The following is a 17,102-nucleotide window of genomic DNA, read 5'->3' on the forward strand; positions in this document are numbered from 1 at the left end:
GTCAACTGCAGCGCGTGAGCGCGGCGACCGACGGCGAGAGCGTGCCCGAGCCGCCCAGGAGCGTGAACCGGTCGATTCCTTCCCGACGCGCGGAATCGAAGACCGCGGGGCGCACGCAGTCGTCGTCGGTCAGATAGGTCCGGACGCGAAGGGCGCTCGCGGCGGCGATCGCGCCGAGCGCGTCGGCGAACCCGTCCGAGCGAGCCAGGAAGGCGCGGTCGTTCAGCGGATCGCCGCGATTAGCCTCATTGACGGCGACGCTCGTGGCGATCCGGTCGCCGCCGGCCACACGTCGCACGTCGGTGCTCGTCTCCTCCGTTTCGAGCTCGCGGAGGATCCCGTCCGAGACCGCCGCGGCGCTGCCGATCACCTGGATGCCGAGAGGTGAGAGCCCAGTGGCGAGCTCGCGGGTCGGCTCGTCGAGACGGTCGCGGGCGCCGTCGACGAGGACGACCGGATCGCCGTCGATCCCCGCTACCGGCCCGACCGCCAGCGCGTCGGGGAAGTTGGTGCCTGTGGCGAGGAAGACGTTCTCGACCGGCCGACCGGCGAAGGCGTCCTCGACGACCAGGCGGGACGTCTCGTAGCGGTCGCGGCCGCCCAGCCGCTCGACGTCCGGTGCGAGCGTTTGAGCGCGCGCCTCGACGGCGGAGGACACGCTGAGGGGCGATCCGACGACGACGATGCGCTCGGGGGAGAGGCGGCGGATCTCGTCCTCGACCACGCCGGGCAGGGTCCGCGGGTCGGTAAGCAGGAGTGCGCCGTCCCCGACGGCGGCGGCCGGACCGGCGCTCAGGGCGTCCGGCCAGTTCGCTCCGCTGACGAGGTACACGACGGGCACGGGATCCGTGAAAGCGGATCGCGACACCTCCACCGCCGTCGCGTACCGGTCGGAGCCGGCGATCCGATCCGAGACGGTCTGCCAGGGTCGGAGCCTCAGATCGATGCCGGAGGTCGTCGAGCCTGCGCCCAGGCGCACAGTCGTGGCGCCCGCGAGAGTCGGGGAGTCCTTCCAATAGCGGTCGGAGAAAACCCGGTTCCAGTCGGTGCTGTCTTCGGCGCGGAGGACGTAGTCCCCCGCGGGGAGCGACTCGAGGGTGTAGGTGTCGTCGTCGCGGATGACGTTCGAAACCCGGCCCATGCTCTCCCAGGTGCCGGAGTCGGGATCCTGGAGCCAAGCGTCCACGCTCCCGCCCCTCGTGACGAGGCCCGAGACGACGGCACCGGGGCGCAGCTCGATCTCCACCCGATCGTCCTCGCCCGGGGAGAGGACGATCACCTGCGCCTGCGACGCGAGCGGAGTGTCGCCGAACCACGCCGCACCCCACGACGGAGCCGAGGCCCGGACCGTGAACGCGCCCGGCCGCAGGCCCGTCCAGGTCATCGTGTCGCCGAAGACGGAGGTCGAGGACCCGCTCCAGGGGCCGTCCGAGCCGACACCATCGGGGTCGGCACCGCGGAGCTCGAACGAGGTCATCGCCGGGCCGGACGCGGGTCGTCCGTCGACGTCGACGTACCGGACGGCGACCGTGAGCGTCGGCGGCTCGTCGAGGGGGGCAGCCGAGGCGGGTACGGGGGTCGAGAGCCCGGCGAGGACCGTCAGCGCTGCACCGAGTGCCGTCAGGCGCATCGTGCTCCCCACGTCAGCCACGGCACGGAGCGAGTGCGGCGACCTCGGGCCCGAGAGTCCCGAGGCCGCCCACGAGGACGAGAGTGTCGATCGCGCTGTGCCGCGCATTGCCTGGGATCGCTGCCCGCATGCAGTCCGAGCGGGTCAGGGCCACGTTCGCGCCCTTCGCGGCGGCGACGCTCGAGACGGCCAGAGCGTCGGCGAATCCCCCCTCGGTCACGACGTAGCGCATCTCGCTCGTCGTCGGGTACTCGCCGACGAGCCAGGAGCTCGTCTCGGAACGGTCGCGGCCGGCGATCCTGTCGATCGTCCACGGACCCTGCGCGAGCGAATCGAGGACGGACTGCCGGATCGACGGCTCTCCACCGAGGGCCACGAGGGTGCCGGGCGAGAGGTCCTCGAGGAGTCGCCGGGTCGGTGCGTCGGCCGTCGGCTGAGCGCCGTCCACGAGGAGCACCGCCTCGTGCCGTCGTCCTGCGATCGGTCCGACGCTGAGCGCGTCGGGGTAGTTCGTGCCCGTCGCGAGGAAGACCTGGGCGGTGCGATCGCGATCGAAGACGTCGTCGACGAGGAGGCGCGACGTGTCGTAGCGGTCCTTCCCTCCGATCCTCTGAGTCGGGGCTCCGGACGCCCGCGCGATCGCGTCGAGAACCGGTGCGCTGACCGTCAGTTCGGAGCCGACCACGACGACCCTCGTCGGACGCAGGCGGGTCAGCTCCGCTGCCACGGTCGAGGGCAGCGAGGCGGGGTCCGTGAGCAGGAGCGCACCCCCGAGCGCCGACGCGGCGGGGCCCGCGCTCAGGGCATCGGGCCAGGTCGCCCCGCTGGCCACGTACACGACGGGCAGGCCGGGCTCGAACTCCGAGGCCGTGAGGCGCACCGCGGTGTCGTACCGGTCACGGCCGTCGATGCGAGGAAGGGCCCACTTCCACGGTGGAAGGACGAAGGACACGCCGGTCGATTCGGCTCCCGCGACGACGTCGACGAGTGCGGCGCCGTCGGAGGAAGAGGCGCCCGACCACCACTCGTCGCCGTAGGCCGGTTCCGCCGTCCACTGGTGAGCGCGGAGTGCGTAGCGGCCGGGGGCGAGATGCTCGAGCCGGAAGGACGGGTCGTCCTGGACCGAGAAGTCGACCGACGCGCTGGTGCTCATCCGCTCCCAGCCTCCCGTCGCCGGATCCTGCAAATAGGGCGTGATGGCGATGTCGGGGCGCTGGGCGGGCAGTGCTCCCGAGAACCGCGCGGTCCCCGAGACGGATCCCCCCGGTCGCAGCACGATGTCGGCGGTCTCCGTGCTGGCGGAGACGACGGTGGCCGCGCTCCGCGCGGACGCGCCGCCGTACCAGCCGGGGGCGACCTCCGCGGCCTCGGCGCGGAGCACGTAGCTCCCCTCGGCGAGTCCGTTCAGCGCGAAGCCCCCTGTGCCGTACGACTCGGCGACCACATCACCGTGCAGAGAGAAGGCGCGCACGGTCACGCGCTCGAAGGGGAGGACCGCTCCGGTCGGGCCGATCACCCGAACCTCGCCGGAGATGCTGATCTCGGCGGGTTGCGCGGCCGCAGCGCTCAGCGGAGTCGCGAGGATCGCGAGCAGGACTGCTCCAGCGGCCGCGAGTGTCGGCAGTCTTTTCATGTCGCTCCTTCGAGGAGGGCGACCGTTCGCCCATCGCACTCTAGGCGGGCGCCTCCGCGGACCGCATCACCGGTCGCGCCCCCCCGTTCGGACTGCTCCGCGGTGAGCGCCCGCGGATGGCCCGACTCATCGGGATCGTGCAGGCGCACCCCAGCGTGCACGCGCCGCTCCGGCCTACAGTGATGCGGTGGAATCCGTGCTGCTCTTCGTCCTCGGCGTCGTCATCATCGCCGTGGGCGTCGCCCTCTCGATCGCCCTGCACGAGGTGGGGCACCTCGTGCCGGCCAAGCTCTTCGGGGTGAAGGTCACTCAGTACATGATCGGCTTCGGCAGGACGATCTACTCGCGCCGCCGCGGCGAGACCGAGTACGGGATCAAGGCCCTGCCGCTCGGCGGCTACATCGCGATGATCGGCATGTACCCGCCGAAGCACCCCGGCGACCGGGTCGCGGAGTCGAGCACCGGCTTCTTCAACGGGCTGAATGGCAACGAGTCCGCACCCGAACCGCGACGCGGCGCCTACTCGACGATGATCGACGAGGCGCGGGCCGCCAGCGCCGAGACCATCGGCGAGGGGGAGGAGCACCGCGCCTTCTACCGCCTCCCGGTCTGGAAGCGGGTGATCGTGATGTTCGGCGGCCCCTTCATGAACCTCCTCATCGCGACCGTCCTCTTCACCGTCCTGCTGTGCGGCATCGGAGTGGCCCAGAACACCTCGACGATCTCCACCGTCTCGCAGTGCGTCGTCCCCGCCTCCCAGTCCAGCGCGGAGACCTGCTCGCCCGACGACCCGCTGGCTCCGGGCGCCGCGGCGGGGCTCCTTCCGGGCGACCGGATCGTCTCGATCGACGGCACCGCGGTCTCCTCCTGGGACGACCTGACCCCGATCATCCGCGAGTCGGCCGGCACGCCCCTCGCCGTGGAGATCGACCGGGACGGCACGAGCCTCACCCTCTCGATCACCCCGGCCGAGAACGAGGTGGCGGTGGTGGACGACGCGGGCAGCCCCGTGCTCGACTCCTCGGGAGCCGTCCGGACGCAGACCGTCGGCTTCATCGGCATCTCGCCCGCGCAGGCGCTGGTCCAGCAGCCGATCACCGCCGTGCCGGAGACGGTCGGGCAGAACGTCGCGAGTGTCGCCGGCGTGATCCTCAACCTGCCGCAGCGGCTGCTCGACGTGGCGCAGGCGGCCTTCGGCCCGGAGGAGCGCGATGCGAACGGGCCGATCAGCGTCGTCGGCGTCGGCCGCATCGCCGGCGAGATCGCCGCCTCCGACCAGCTGCCCGTGGTGTCGAAGGTGCAGACCATGGTGGGCGTGCTCGCCTCGCTCAACGTGGCGCTGTTCGTCTTCAACCTCGTCCCGCTGCTCCCGATGGACGGCGGTCACATCGCCGGAGCCCTCTGGGAGGGGCTGCGCCGACGCATCGCGAAGCTCTTCGGGAAGCGCGACCCGGGCCCGGTGGACATCGCGAAGCTGCTGCCGCTGACCTACGCGGTCGTGCTGCTGCTGGGCGGGATGAGCGCCCTGCTCATCTACGCCGACATCGTGAAGCCGATACGGCTGTTCTGATTCGCACGCCGGTCCCTGCCCGGCGTGCCGCGGTCGGCTCTCCGAGGTGGCTGGGTTCTCGGGAGCGTCCTGCGTACGGCTAGGACGGATCGCTCGCACGCGATCCGTCCGTTCGCCTCGCCTGCGGCGACGGCAGGCCACTGGCGGCGTGCCGCGGTCGGCCTCGCAGGGTGGTTGCGTTGCCAGGAGCGTCGTGCGGTCGGCTAGGTCGGATCGCTGGCACGCGATCCGTCCGTTCACCTCGGCGACGGCGAAGGATCTTCTCGGGCGGCTCGGGGCGGGTGGCTCTGTCCGCTGAGCGCCTCGGGAGTCGGGCGGCGGCTGGGAAGACGCGGCGAGCGGACGGAGCGTCGGGCGGCGCGCGTACGATGGGCGGGTGCCAGCAGTGAATCTGGGTCTTCCCAAGGTGCCCATGACCCTCGCCCCCCGCCGCAAGTCCCGCCAGATCAAGGTCGGGAAGGTGCTCGTGGGTGGTGACGCCCAGGTCAGTGTGCAGTCGATGTGCACGACCCCGACGACGAACATCAACGCGACGCTCCAGCAGATCGCCGAGCTCACGGCCTCGGGCTGCGACATCGTGCGGGTCGCCGTGCCGAGCCGCGACGATGCGGAGGCGCTGCCGATCATCGCGAAGAAGAGCCAGATCCCGGTGATCGCCGACATCCACTTCCAGCCCAACTACGTCTACGCGGCGATCGACGCCGGGTGCGCCGCGGTCCGCGTGAATCCGGGCAACATCCGCAAGTTCGACGACCAGGTCGGCAAGATCGCCGCCGCCGCGAAGGCCGCGGGCGTCTCGATCCGCATCGGCGTCAACGCCGGCTCGCTCGAGCCGAGCCTGCTGCAGAAGTACGGCAAGCCCACCCCGGAGGCCCTCGTCGAGAGCGCCGTCTGGGAGGCGAGCCTCTTCGAGGAGCACGACTTCCACGACTTCAAGATCTCGGTCAAGCACAACGACCCCGTCGTCATGGTGAAGGCCTACCGCCTGCTCGCCGAGCGCGGCGACTGGCCGTTGCACCTCGGCGTGACGGAGGCGGGCCCCGAGTTCCAGGGCACGATCAAGTCGGCCACGGCGTTCGGCATCCTCCTCGGCGAGGGCATCGGCGACACCATCCGCGTGTCGCTGTCCGCTCCGCCCGCGCAGGAGGTCAAGGTCGGTCTGCAGATCCTGCAGTCGCTCAACCTCCGCGAGCGCAAGCTCGAGATCGTGTCGTGCCCGAGCTGCGGTCGCGCCCAGGTCGACGTCTACACGCTCGCGAACGACGTCACGGCCGGCCTCGAGGGCATGAGCGTGCCGCTGCGCGTCGCCGTGATGGGCTGCGTCGTGAACGGGCCCGGTGAGGCCCGAGAGGCCGACCTCGGCGTCGCCTCCGGCAACGGCAAGGGCCAGATCTTCGTCAAGGGCGAGGTCATCAAGACCGTCCCCGAGGCCGAGATCGTGAAGACGCTCATCGAGGAGGCCAACCGCCTGGCCGCCGAGATGCCCGCGGACGACACCTCGACCGGCGCCCCGGTCGTCACCGTCGGCGCCAACTGAGTCGGAGCGGGGCGCGATCGTCGTGGTCCGCCCCGTCCTCCGCCTCGCGCTCACCGTCGTCGTCGCGACCCTCGCCGCGGCCGGCGTCGCCTCGCTCCGTCCGGCCGCGGCCGCTGGCATCGACGGCTGCACCGACCGCCGCACCGCCGCGGATCCGTTCGGCTGCGACCGCTGGGTGCTGACGGCCGCGTCGGGGGAGGGGCCCTACTCCGCCTGGGTGGAGGACGCGCGGGTCCGACTGCGCACGGAGCGCGTGGACGGCTATGAGACCCTCGTGATCGGCACCGAGTGCTCGAGCGTCGTCGCTCCGTTCACGATCGACGCGGGCGTGCTGGCGCCGGAGGAGCCGCCCGTCTGGACGGACGGCTGCGGCGAGCAGCCCGGCCCCGCCGAGAACCGCCTGCTGGCCCTCCTCTCGGCCCCGGTCGAGATCGGCGGGACCTCGGAGGACGTCGTCCTGGACGGGGTCGGCGGGAGCCTGGTCTTCTCGCGGATCCCCGACTGACGGCGCCACCCGGCGCGCGGGCTCCGGATAGGATCGTCCCTCGTGGTTACCCGTCTGTCGCACCTGTTCGTCCGCACCCTCCGAGAGGATCCCTCGGACGCCGAGGTCGCGAGCCACCGCCTCCTCGTGCGCGCGGGCTACATCCGCCGCCAGGCCCCGGGCGTCTTCGCCTGGCTGCCGCTCGGCCTCCGGGTGAAGCGCCGCATCGAGCGGATCATCCACGAGGAGATGGAGGCGGCCGGCGCCCAGGAGGTGCACTTCCCCGCGCTCCTGCCGCGCGAGCCCTACGAGGCGAGCGGACGCTGGACCGAGTACGGCGACGGAGTGTTCCGTCTGAAGGACCGCAAGGATGCTGACTACATGCTGGCGCCCACCCACGAGGAGTTCTTCACCCTCCTGGTCAAGGACCTCTACTCCTCCTACAAGGACCTGCCCCTGTCGATCTACCAGATCCAGGACAAGTACCGCGACGAGGCCCGTCCCCGCGCCGGCCTCCTGCGCGGACGCGAGTTCACCATGAAGGACGCGTACTCCTTCGACCACACCGACGCGGGCCTCGATGCGAGCTACCAGCTGCAGCGCGACGCCTACGAGCGGATCTTCGCCCGCCTCGGCCTCGAGTACGTGATCGTGCAGGCCGACGCGGGCGCCATGGGCGGCTCGCGGAGCGAGGAGTTCCTGCACCCGACCCCCGTGGGCGAGGACACCTTCGTCCGCTCCGACGGCGGCTACGCCGCGAACGTCGAGGCGTACCGCACCCCCGTGCCCGAAGCCCGTCCCCTCGAGGGTCTGCCCGAGGCGCGCGTCTTCGACTCGCCCGACACCCCCACGATCCAGACGCTGGTCGACCTGGCGAACGACCGCGAGCCCCGCGCCGACGGCCGAGCCTGGACCGCGGCCGACACACTGAAGAACGTGGTGCTCGCGCTCACCGCCCTCGACGGGAGCCGCGAGCTCGTCATCGTGGGCCTGCCGGGTGACCGCGACATCGACCTCAAGCGCGCGGAGGTCGCCTTCGCGCCCGCCGAGGTCGAGGCGGCCACAGAGGCCGACTTCGCGAAGCACCCCGGTCTCATCAAGGGCTACATCGGCCCCTGGTCGCCCGAGGGCGCGGTGCTCGGCGAGGAGTCGGCCACCGGCGTGCGCTACCTGCTCGACCCCCGCGTGGTCGACGGCACCGCCTGGATCACCGGGGCGAACATCCCGGGGAAGCACGTCCTCGACCTCGTCGCCGGGCGCGACTTCACCGCCGACGGCGTCGTCGAGGTCGCGGACGTCCGCGCCGGCGATCCCGCTCCGGACGGCTCCGGCCCGATCGAGACGGCGCGCGGCATGGAGATCGGCCACGTGTTCCAGCTCGGCCGCAAGTACGCCGAGGTCCTGGGCCTGAAGGTCCTGGACGAGAACGGCAAGCTCGTCACCGTGACGATGGGCTCCTACGGCATCGGCGTCACGCGGATCCTCGCCGTCATCGCCGAGAGCAACCACGACGACCGCGGCCTGATCTGGCCCGAGAACGTCGCTCCGTTCGACGTGCACGTGATCGCGACCGGCAAGGACGCGGCTGCCCTCGCCCTCGCGGAGTCGGTCGGCGCCTCGCTCGAGAGCGCCGGGCGCGACGTGCTGATCGACGACCGGCCCAAGGTGTCGCCGGGAGTGAAGTTCGGCGACGCCGAGCTGATCGGCGTGCCCGTGATCGTGATCGCCGGTCGCAGTGCGGCCGAGGGGATCGTCGAGCTCTGGGACCGCCGGACGGGGGAGCGCGAGCAGCTCCCCGTCGCCGAGGCGCTCGCACGCCTCGGAGCCTGACGGGTTCCCCTCTCCGGCCCCGGGTGCTCGACGCCGTGGTCCGCTAAGATCAATGGTCCCGACGCGCGGACCGGCTCCCGACGGAGCCGGCGCACCGCCGGCGTCGGGCGAGACTTCGACGTGGTCGCACTGTGCGACGCCAAGTGAATAGAGAGAAAGGCCCGCCGTGGACATCGACCTGAGCGTTCTGCGCCTCCTGGAGCGCGAGCGCGAGATCCCCTTCGAGGAACTCGTGCAGATCATCGAGCAGGCGATCCTCACCGCCTACCTCAAGCACATCGGGCAGGCGGACGACGCCGACAAGGCCACCGCCGTGGACGCCCGCGTGCACCTCGACCGCAAGACCGGCCACGTGTCGGTCTTCGTCCCCGAGATCGACGAGGAGGGGGCCGTGATCGGCGAGTCCGAGGACTCGCCGCGCGACTTCGGCCGCATCGCCGCCTTCGCCGCGAAGCAGGTCATCAACCAGCGCCTGCGCGACATCGGCGACGAGAAGGTCCTCGGCGAGTTCAAGGGCCGGGAGGGCGACATCGTCGCGGGCGTCATCCAGCAGGGCCCGAACCCCAAGATGATCCACGTGGACCTCGGCTCGATCGAGGCGATCCTCGCTCCCGAGGAGCAGGTCCCGGGGGAGGACTACAGCCACGGGCGCCGGATCCGCGTCTACGTCACCAGCGTCAGCCGCGGCCAGAAGGGCCCCTCGGTCCAGGTCTCGCGCACGCACCCGTCGCTCGTGCGGAAGCTCTTCGCGCTCGAGGTGCCCGAGATCGCCTCCGGTGTCGTCGAGATCGTGTCGCTCGCCCGCGAGGCGGGGCACCGCACCAAGATCGCGGTCCGCGCGACCGAGCCCGGAGTGAACGCCAAGGGCGCCTGCATCGGCGAGCTCGGACAGCGCGTCCGCGCGGTCACCGCGGAGCTGAACAACGAGAAGATCGACATCGTCGACTACTCCTCCGACCTGCCCACCTTCGTCGCCAGCGCGCTGTCGCCGGCGAAGGTGACCAGCGCGTTCGTGATCGACCAGAGCCTCAAGGCCGTGCGTGCGCTCGTCCCCGACTACCAGCTCTCGCTCGCCATCGGCAAGGAGGGTCAGAACGCGCGACTCGCCGCGAAGCTGACCGGAGCGAAGATCGACATCCAGCCCGATTCGGTGATGGACGGGGAGTGATCCCCGAGCATCGGCCGTGCGGGGAAGCGCTCCCGCGGACGAGGGAGTAGAGTGGAACCCGTCAGAACGTGCGTCGGCTGCCGTCTGCGCGCCCCCCGGGCCTCTCTTCTGAGGCTCGTCCTCCACTCGAACTCCCTCGCGGTCGATCCGCGCGCGGTTCGTGCTGGGCGGGGAGCGTGGCTGCACGACACGTACGACTGCTACGAACGCGCGGTGAAGCGCCACGCGTTCCCCAGGGCGTTCAAGACGCGCGAGAGCGTGGATACGAGCGAGCTGGAGCAGTACATCACCCGCGGTTCGACCGGCCCGGTTCCTCCCCACGAGGAGCCGACACAGGGCGCGGTCGCATCGCAGAGAGAACAGGCAGAACGGCCCGTGAACTGATCATGAGCAACGACTGATGAGCGGCTCGAAATGAGATCCGTCCGTTTGTGATGGCCTGCCCCGTCTTGGGCGCAGGCCCAAGACAGGAGAGAAGTGGCAAAACCACGCGTACACGAGATCGCAGCCGAACTCGGCGTCGATAGCAAGGTCGCACTTGCGAAACTGAAAGAACTGGGCGAGTTCGTCAAGGGACCGTCCTCGAGCATCGAGCCCCCCGTGGCCCGCAAGCTCCGCCAGGCGCTCCAGGGCAGCGCGGGAACCTCCGCGCCGGCCCCGACCGCCACCAGCAGCGCCCGCCCCGGCGCGCCGCGCCCGTCTGGTGCGCGTCCGTCCGCCCCGGTCCCCGGCCCGGCCAAGCCGCCCGCTCCGGCGCCGGCTCCGCCGATGTCGGTCGCCGAGCGCCAGGCTCAGGCCCAGGCCGCACAGGAGGCGGCTGCCGCTGCCCGCGCGCAGGCCGCCGCCGACGCTCCGGCCGAGGCTCCCGCTGCTGCGGCTCCCGAGGCGAAGGCGCCCAGCGCCCCGCCGAGAAGCCCGCTGCGAGCCCCGCCGCCGGTGGACCCAAGCCCGTCACCCCGCGTCCGGCTCCCGCCGCCAACCCCCCGCGCCCCAGTGGCTCCGGTGGTGCAGCGGGCGGTCCCGGTCGTCCCGGCGCGCCGCGTCCCGGCAACAACCCGTTCGCCAGCAACCAGGGCATGGGACAGCGTCCCGCCGCCCCGCGCCCCGGCAACAACCCCTTCGCCAGCTCGCAGGGCATGGGCTCGCGCCCGACCCCGAGCAGCATCCCCGTCCCGCAGCCCCCGCCCCGGCGCCCCGCGCCCGGCGGACCCGGCATGGGCCAGCGTCCCGCGGGCTTCGGCCAGCGTCCCGGCGGTCCCGGTGGCGGAGCAGGACGTCCCGGCGGTGCCGGTCGTCCCGCAGGCGGCGGCTTCCAGCGTCCCGGCGGCGGCGCCCCGGTGCCGGTGGCGGCTTCGCCCGCGTCCCGGTGGCGGCGGCGGTCGCGGTCGCGGCCCCGGCGGAGGTACCGCAGGTGCCTTCGGTCGCGGCGGCGGCAAGAGCAAGGCCCGGAAGTCCAAGCGCACGAAGCGTCAGGAGTTCGAGCTCAGGGAGGCCCCGTCGCTCGGCGGCGTCAGCGTTCCCCGCGGCGACGGCAAGACGGTCATCCGTCTGCGCCGCGGCGCGTCGATCTCGGACTTCGCCGACAAGATCGAGGCCATGACCGGCGTGCCGGTGCCCCCCGGCAACCTGGTCACCGTCCTCTTCGCCCTCGGCGAGATGGCGACGGCGACCGAGTCGCTCGACGAGGCCACCTTCGAGGTGCTCGGCGGGGAGCTCGGCTTCAAGATCCAGGTCGTCTCGCCCGAGGACGAGGACAAGGAGCTCCTCGAGGGCTTCGGTCTCGACCTCGAGCAGGAGCTCGACGACGAGACGGACGAGGACCTCGAGATCCGTCCCCCCGTCGTCACCGTCATGGGTCACGTCGACCACGGAAAGACGCGCCTGCTCGACGCGATCCGCAACGCCAACGTCGTCGCCGGCGAGGCGGGCGGCATCACGCAGCACATCGGTGCGTACCAGGTCGTCGCGGAGCACGAGGGCATCGAGCGCCCGATCACCTTCATCGACACCCCGGGTCACGAGGCGTTCACCGCCATGCGAGCCCGTGGTGCCCAGGTCACGGACATCGCGATCCTCGTGGTCGCGGCGGACGACGGCATCATGCCGCAGACCATCGAGGCGCTGAACCACGCCCAGGCGGCCAACGTGCCGATCGTGGTCGCGGTCAACAAGGTGGACAAGCCCGACGCCAACCCGGCCAAGGTGCGCCAGCAGCTCACCGAGTTCGGTCTGGTCGCCGAGGAGTACGGCGGAGACGTCATGTTCGTCGACGTGTCGGCCCGCGCCGGCACGGGCATCCAGGACCTCCTGGACGCCGTGCTGCTCACCGCCGACGCCGGTCTCGACCTGCGCGCCAACCCCAACAAGGAGGCACGCGGAGTCGCGATCGAGGCGAAGCTCGACAAGGGACGCGGTGCGGTCGCGACCGTCCTCATCCAGTCGGGAACGCTGCGCGTCGGAGACGCGATCGTCGCCGGAACGGCCTACGGCCGCGTCCGTGCGATGGCGGACGAGAACGGCAACGCCGTCCTCGAGGCCGTGCCGTCGCGTCCGGTGCAGGTGCAGGGACTCTCGTCCGTGCCCCGCGCCGGCGACACCTTCCTCGTCACCGAGGAGGACCGCACCGCCCGTCAGATCGCCGAGAAGCGCGAAGCCGCTCAGCGCAACGCCCTGCTGGCCAAGGCCCGCAAGCGCATCTCGCTCGAGGACTTCACCCGCGCTCTCGAAGAGGGCAAGGTCGAGTCGCTCAACCTCATCATCAAGGGCGACGTGTCCGGTGCCGTCGAGGCGCTGGAGGAGTCGCTCGTCAAGATCGAGGTCGACGACTCGGTGCAGCTGCGCATCATCCACCGCGGTGTCGGTGCGATCACGGAGTCGGACGTCAACCTCGCGACGATCGACAACGCGATCATCGTGGGCTTCAACGTCCGCCCCGACCCGAAGGCCCGCGAGCGCGCTGCTCGAGAAGGAGTGGACATCCGCTTCTACTCGGTCATCTACAACGCGATCGAAGAGGTCGAGAACTCGCTCAAGGGCATGCTCAAGCCCGAGTTCGAAGAGGTCCAGTCGGGTGTCGCCGAGATCCGCGAGGTGTTCCGCTCCTCGAAGTTCGGCAACATCGCGGGTGTCATCGTCCGCTCCGGCACGATCACCCGCAACTCGAAGGCGCGCGTCATCCGTGACGGCGTCGTGGTGGGCGACAACCTCGCCATCGAGTCGCTGCGTCGTTTCAAGGACGACGTCACGGAGGTCCGTACGGACTTCGAGGCCGGTATCGGTCTCGGCAAGTACAACGACATCCAGATCGGCGACGAGATCGAGACGATCGAGATGAAGGAGAAGCCGCGAGGCTGATCCGACGCTCACGAGGAGGCCCGGGGTTCGCCCCGGGCCTCCTCCGTCGTTGGGGGGTCCTTCCGGTCGGCCCCGTGGTCGGTCGGGACGGCGGCGTCCTCTTCGCGCGCCCTTCCCGCGCCCTTCGGGCGCCCGCCAGACCCGAGCCGGGCACGCGAAGAGGACGCCGCCGCCCCTCCACTCCGGTGGGCGGCGCTCCACTCCTCGTGAGTCGACGTGCACCGGGCGAGATCCCTCGGACCAGCAGCGCATCTCCTCCGAACGGAGGAGCGGGCGGAACGCCTCGCGACGCCTCCTGGCTCGGGTCTGGCGGGCGCACCGCAGGTGCGCGGGAAGGAGGCGTCGCGAGGCGTTCCGTCTGCGACGTCCCCTCAGAAGCCCGACCGGCAGTCAAGGCGGGGAGCCGTCTCGCGGCGCGGGAGAATAATCAGAGGACGGGCCCGACGGCCCGTCGAGAGAGAGAAGAGGACCGGCTATGGCAGATCCGGCACGGGCGAGGAAGCTCGCCGACAGGATCAAGGTGATCGTCGCCAAGCGGCTCGAGCGCGGCATCCGCGACCCGCGGCTCGGCTTCGTCACCATCACGGACGTCCAGGTGACCGGCGACCTGCAGCACGCCTCGGTGTTCTACACCGTGTACGGCACGGACGAGGAGCGCACGGACTCGGCGGCGGCACTGAAGGCGGCCACGGGCATGCTGCGGACCGAGGTGGGCAAGAACATCACGTCGCGCCTGACCCCGTCGCTCGAGTTCATCCTCGACGCGGTCCCCGAGAACGCGAAGCACATCGAGGACCTGCTCGCCGCGGCGCGCAACCAGGACTCGCAGGTGCAGACGCTGGCGGCCGGCGCGAGCTACGCCGGCGACGAGGACCCCTACGTCAAGCCGCGGGAGGACGACGACGAGGACTGATCCACCGCACGGAGCACCGCGGAGCCCGTGGCGACGTCGACCGATTCCAGGACGACGTCGACACGGGCTCCCGGCGTGAGCGGGGACTGCACGTCGACCGTGATCTCGGGGTCGAGGAGCTGGACCGAGGAGCGCGTCCGCGCGGTCGTGACGACGACGCCCGAGAACGTCGTGCCCTCGCGGCCGCGAAGGATCGCGGCCTCGACGACGGCGGTGGCGGCTCGGGACGCGGCTCCGGAGCGGCGGTCCCCGGCCGCCATGAGTGCGGGGATCCCGGGCAGCGCGTCGCGGAGGCGGCTGGGCAGCTCCTGCTGGCGGCTGATCGCGAGGCAGACGGCCAGGCCGAAGCGGTCGACGAGGCGGCGCAGCGGGGCGGTGACGTGGGCGTACGGAGCGGCGAGCGCGGCCTGCTGCGGATGCTCCGGCCGTGTGCCGTCGAAGGCGGTGTAGCCGGCGCCGCGGAAGAGCGAGGCGGCCGGGTGCAGCACGGCGAGCTGTGCCGGGTCGGTCGTGTCGAGGCGGCGGAGGTACGCGCCGTACGGCTCGTCGGCGGGCCACGGCGCGCCGAGCACCTCGGTGCGCGCTCGGAACGCGGCGACGGTCTCGTCGTCGGCGGGCGGCATGGTGCGCAGGATCCCGACGCCGGCGTCGAGCATCATCGAGGCCGCGGCCATCCCGGTCAGGAGCGACACCTGCGCGTTCCAGTCCTCGGACTCGAGCGGGGCGCGGCGCTCGACGCGGTAGGCGCCGCCCTCGGCGACGATCTCCTCCTCGGGCAGGGTGAGGCTCGCTCCGCCCCGCTCGGCCTCGCGGGCGCGGCGCTCCCGGCCGAACCAGGGCAGCAGCGCGATCGAGGGGTGCAGGGTGCCGGAGTCGGCGTCGTGCTGCACGCCCTCGTAGTCGAGCCGGGCGACGCTGCGTACGAGAGCGCGCTCGAGGCGCACGGAGCGGGGCTCGGCATCCGGGCCGAGCTCCATCGTCCAGACGAGGGCGCGGCGCCGCTCGTCGGGCAGGAGCGAGGCCGTGCCCTCGGAGAGGACCGCCGGGTGCAGCGGGACGCGGCCGTCGGGCAGGTAGTAGGTCTGGCTGCGGTGGCGGGTCTCGGCGTCGAGCGCGCCTCCGGGGAGGATCACCGCGGGGACGTCGGCGATCGCGTAGCGGAGGACGGCGGCGGACGGGGAGCCCTCGAGGTGCACCGCCTGGTCGAGATCGAGGGAGCCGGGCGGATCGATCGTGACGAACGCGACGTGCGTCAGGTCGATCCGGCCCGCATCGTCGGCGTTCGCGTCGGCGGCCTCCGCCTCGGCCAGCACGTCGGCGGGGAAGCCGCCCGGCAGATCGTTCTCGGCGCGGACCGCGGCCAGCGCGGCGTCGAGCTCGGAGTCGGGGCGGGGGAGGCGGAGACGACGTCGGGTCACGGCGCCACGCTACCGGCCTCCTCCGACCCGCTGGAGGCGATCAGGAGTGCGGGAGGAGGTAGCCCTCGTCCGGGGTCCCCGTGGCGAGGCCGTCGGCCAGCAGGCCGGACAGCGCTCGCTCCAGCTGCTCGGCGTCGGGCCACAGCGAGCTGACCTCGGCCGCGGTCACCGGCCGGTGGGCCGCCCGGAGCTCCGCGAGCACCAGGCCGCGCACCTGCCGGTCGGAGCCCTCGAACCTCTTCTGCCGCGCCTTGACCGGTCCGTCGTAGGCCGGGTAGCCCTCGGCGCGCCAGCGGCAGGAGTCGCGGATCGGGCAGACGTCGCAGCGCGGGGAGCGTGCCGTGCAGACGATCGCGCCGAGCTCCATCATCCCGGCGTTGAAGACCGTGGACTCCTCGACGTCGTCGGGGAGGAGGGCGTCCATCGCCGCGAGGTCGGGCTTCGTGCGGGGCGGCCCCGGCTCGGCGACGCCGGCGACGGCCCGGGCGATCACCCGGCGCACGTTCGTGTCGACGACCGGAGCCCGGCGCCCGTAGGCGAAGACCGCGATGGCGCGCGCCGTGTACTCGCCCACTCCGGGGAGGGCGAGGAGGGTGTCGACGTCGTCGGGCACGACGTTGCCGTGCTCGTCGGCGATCGCGACGGCGCAGGCGTGCAGGCGCAGGGCGCGGCGCGGGTACCCCAGGGACTGCCAGGCGCGGACCGCCTCGCCGGAGGGCACGGCGGCGAGATCGGCGGGCGTGGGCCAGCGGCGCAGCCACTCCTCGAGTCGCGGGACGACGCGGACGACCGGGGTCTGCTGGAGCATGAACTCGCTGACGAGGGTGCCCCACGCGGGGAAGCCCTCGCGGCGCCACGGCAGGTCGCGGGCGTCGGAGCGGAACCAGTCGACGATCGCGGGAGCGAAGGCGGCGGGCATCCCTCCAGCGTACGTGCTGCCGCGTATCGTGGACGGATGACGAAGTGGGCTCCGCAGAAGGCCGATGTGCTCGACGCGCTCGCGGCGGAGGTGCTGCACAACTACTCGCGCGGCAGGGTCGCGGTGGCGATCGACGGCGACGACCCGGCAGTGTCGTCGGCGTTCGCGGAGGACCTGGCCGCGGCGATCCGCCGGGCCGGCCACGGGGTCTTCGTCGCTCACCTGACCGACTTCCAGCGGCCCCGCGCGGAGCGCGACGACGTGTCGATCGCCGCGGAGGAGCGCGCCTACCGCCTGCGCTACGACTACGAGCTGCTGCGGCGCGTGCTGCTCGACCCGTTCAAGCTCGGCGGGAGCACGGGCTTCGTCCTGGCGGCCTTCGACGCCGTGCGGGAGGAGCAGCGGCAGCCGCGCTGGCGGACCGCCGGCCGCGACGCCGTGCTGCTGGTCGACGGCGAGTTCGCGCTCCGCCCGGAGCTGCGCGGCACGTGGAACCTCAGCATCCGGCTCGACACCCAGGAGCCGCCGGTCGACGCGGCTTACAGAGCGACCACCGATCCGCGCCGGCTCGCCCCGGTGCTGATCGACATCCGCGACCCGGAGCATCCGCGTCGCGTCTTCGCCGACTCCTGCTGAGCGGGTCCGC

At 72.1% G+C, this 17,102-nt stretch carries 12 protein-coding genes and 1 pseudogene; 9 read left to right on the forward strand and 4 right to left on the reverse strand.

Features of this window, described 5'->3' with window-relative positions; genetic code table 11:
- Position 1: 1 nt before the first annotated feature.
- Entirely contained in the window at positions 2–1,651 is a 1,650-nt protein-coding gene (locus C1I63_RS12150) for a cell wall-binding repeat-containing protein (protein WP_170116381.1), read from the reverse strand.
- Complete coding sequence (locus tag C1I63_RS12155; protein WP_107574957.1) at positions 1,644–3,263, reverse strand: cell wall-binding repeat-containing protein; 1,620 nt, start codon at positions 3,261–3,263, stop codon at positions 1,644–1,646. Before C1I63_RS12155 ends, C1I63_RS12150 begins: the two co-directional genes overlap by 8 nt.
- 187 nt (positions 3,264–3,450) lie before the next feature.
- Between C1I63_RS12155 and C1I63_RS12160 the strand changes: the two genes are divergently transcribed.
- From C1I63_RS12160 to rbfA, 8 genes and pseudogenes are all read left to right on the forward strand, one after another.
- Entirely contained in the window at positions 3,451–4,833 is a 1,383-nt protein-coding gene (locus C1I63_RS12160; protein WP_211315619.1) for a M50 family metallopeptidase, read from the forward strand.
- Positions 4,834–5,209: 376 nt separating this feature from the next.
- A complete protein-coding gene (ispG, locus tag C1I63_RS12165; RefSeq protein WP_082481773.1) occupies positions 5,210–6,370 on the forward strand; it encodes a flavodoxin-dependent (E)-4-hydroxy-3-methylbut-2-enyl-diphosphate synthase in 1,161 nt (386 codons plus the stop codon).
- A gap of 22 nt (positions 6,371–6,392) precedes the next feature.
- On the forward strand, positions 6,393–6,875 hold the full coding sequence (locus C1I63_RS12170) for a hypothetical protein (RefSeq protein ID WP_107574959.1): 483 nt from the start codon (positions 6,393–6,395) through the stop codon (positions 6,873–6,875).
- A 42-nt stretch (positions 6,876–6,917) separates the two neighbouring features.
- A complete protein-coding gene (locus C1I63_RS12175) occupies positions 6,918–8,684 on the forward strand; it encodes a proline--tRNA ligase (RefSeq protein ID WP_211315620.1) in 1,767 nt (588 codons plus the stop codon).
- A 166-nt stretch (positions 8,685–8,850) separates the two neighbouring features.
- Positions 8,851–9,852: a transcription termination factor NusA gene (gene nusA, locus C1I63_RS12180; RefSeq protein WP_055794643.1), complete on the forward strand. Its 1,002-nt coding sequence runs from the start codon at positions 8,851–8,853 to the stop codon at positions 9,850–9,852.
- Positions 9,853–9,903: 51 nt separating this feature from the next.
- Positions 9,904–10,236 (forward strand): YlxR family protein, encoded by a 333-nt coding sequence (locus C1I63_RS12185; RefSeq protein ID WP_107574960.1) that lies wholly within the window; start codon positions 9,904–9,906, stop codon positions 10,234–10,236.
- 93 nt (positions 10,237–10,329) lie between these two features.
- Positions 10,330–13,206, forward strand: a pseudogene (gene infB / locus C1I63_RS12190) (translation initiation factor IF-2).
- Positions 13,207–13,681: 475 nt separating this feature from the next.
- Positions 13,682–14,119: a 30S ribosome-binding factor RbfA gene (gene rbfA, locus C1I63_RS12195; RefSeq protein ID WP_055794638.1), complete on the forward strand. Its 438-nt coding sequence runs from the start codon at positions 13,682–13,684 to the stop codon at positions 14,117–14,119.
- Here rbfA and C1I63_RS12200 read toward each other — a convergent pair.
- A complete protein-coding gene (locus C1I63_RS12200; protein ID WP_107574961.1) occupies positions 14,083–15,537 on the reverse strand; it encodes an RNB domain-containing ribonuclease in 1,455 nt (484 codons plus the stop codon). The genes rbfA and C1I63_RS12200 overlap by 37 nt on opposite strands.
- A 40-nt stretch (positions 15,538–15,577) precedes the next feature.
- Entirely contained in the window at positions 15,578–16,456 is an 879-nt protein-coding gene (locus C1I63_RS12205; protein WP_107574962.1) for an HhH-GPD family protein, read from the reverse strand.
- Between the two features lie 36 nt (positions 16,457–16,492).
- Here C1I63_RS12205 and C1I63_RS12210 point away from each other — a divergent pair, with 36 nt between their 5' ends.
- Positions 16,493–17,092 carry a nucleoside/nucleotide kinase family protein gene (locus C1I63_RS12210; protein ID WP_055794634.1) on the forward strand — a complete coding sequence of 200 codons (600 nt, stop codon included), beginning with the start codon at positions 16,493–16,495 and terminating at the stop codon, positions 17,090–17,092.
- Positions 17,093–17,102: the final 10 nt, after the last annotated feature.

Source organism: Rathayibacter caricis DSM 15933 (assembly GCF_003044275.1).
GTDB classification, from domain to species: Bacteria; Actinomycetota; Actinomycetes; order Actinomycetales; family Microbacteriaceae; genus Rathayibacter; species Rathayibacter caricis.

Coding starts and splice junctions, on each gene's coding strand:
- C1I63_RS12155 (WP_107574957.1), bottom strand. CDS start 3,263: ATGAAAAGACTGCCGACACTCGCGGCCGCTGGAGCAGTCCTGCTCGCG.
- rbfA (WP_055794638.1), top strand. CDS start 13,682: ATGGCAGATCCGGCACGGGCGAGGAAGCTCGCCGACAGGATCAAGGTG.
- C1I63_RS12205 (WP_107574962.1), bottom strand. CDS start 16,456: ATGCCCGCCGCCTTCGCTCCCGCGATCGTCGACTGGTTCCGCTCCGAC.
- C1I63_RS12210 (WP_055794634.1), top strand. CDS start 16,493: ATGACGAAGTGGGCTCCGCAGAAGGCCGATGTGCTCGACGCGCTCGCG.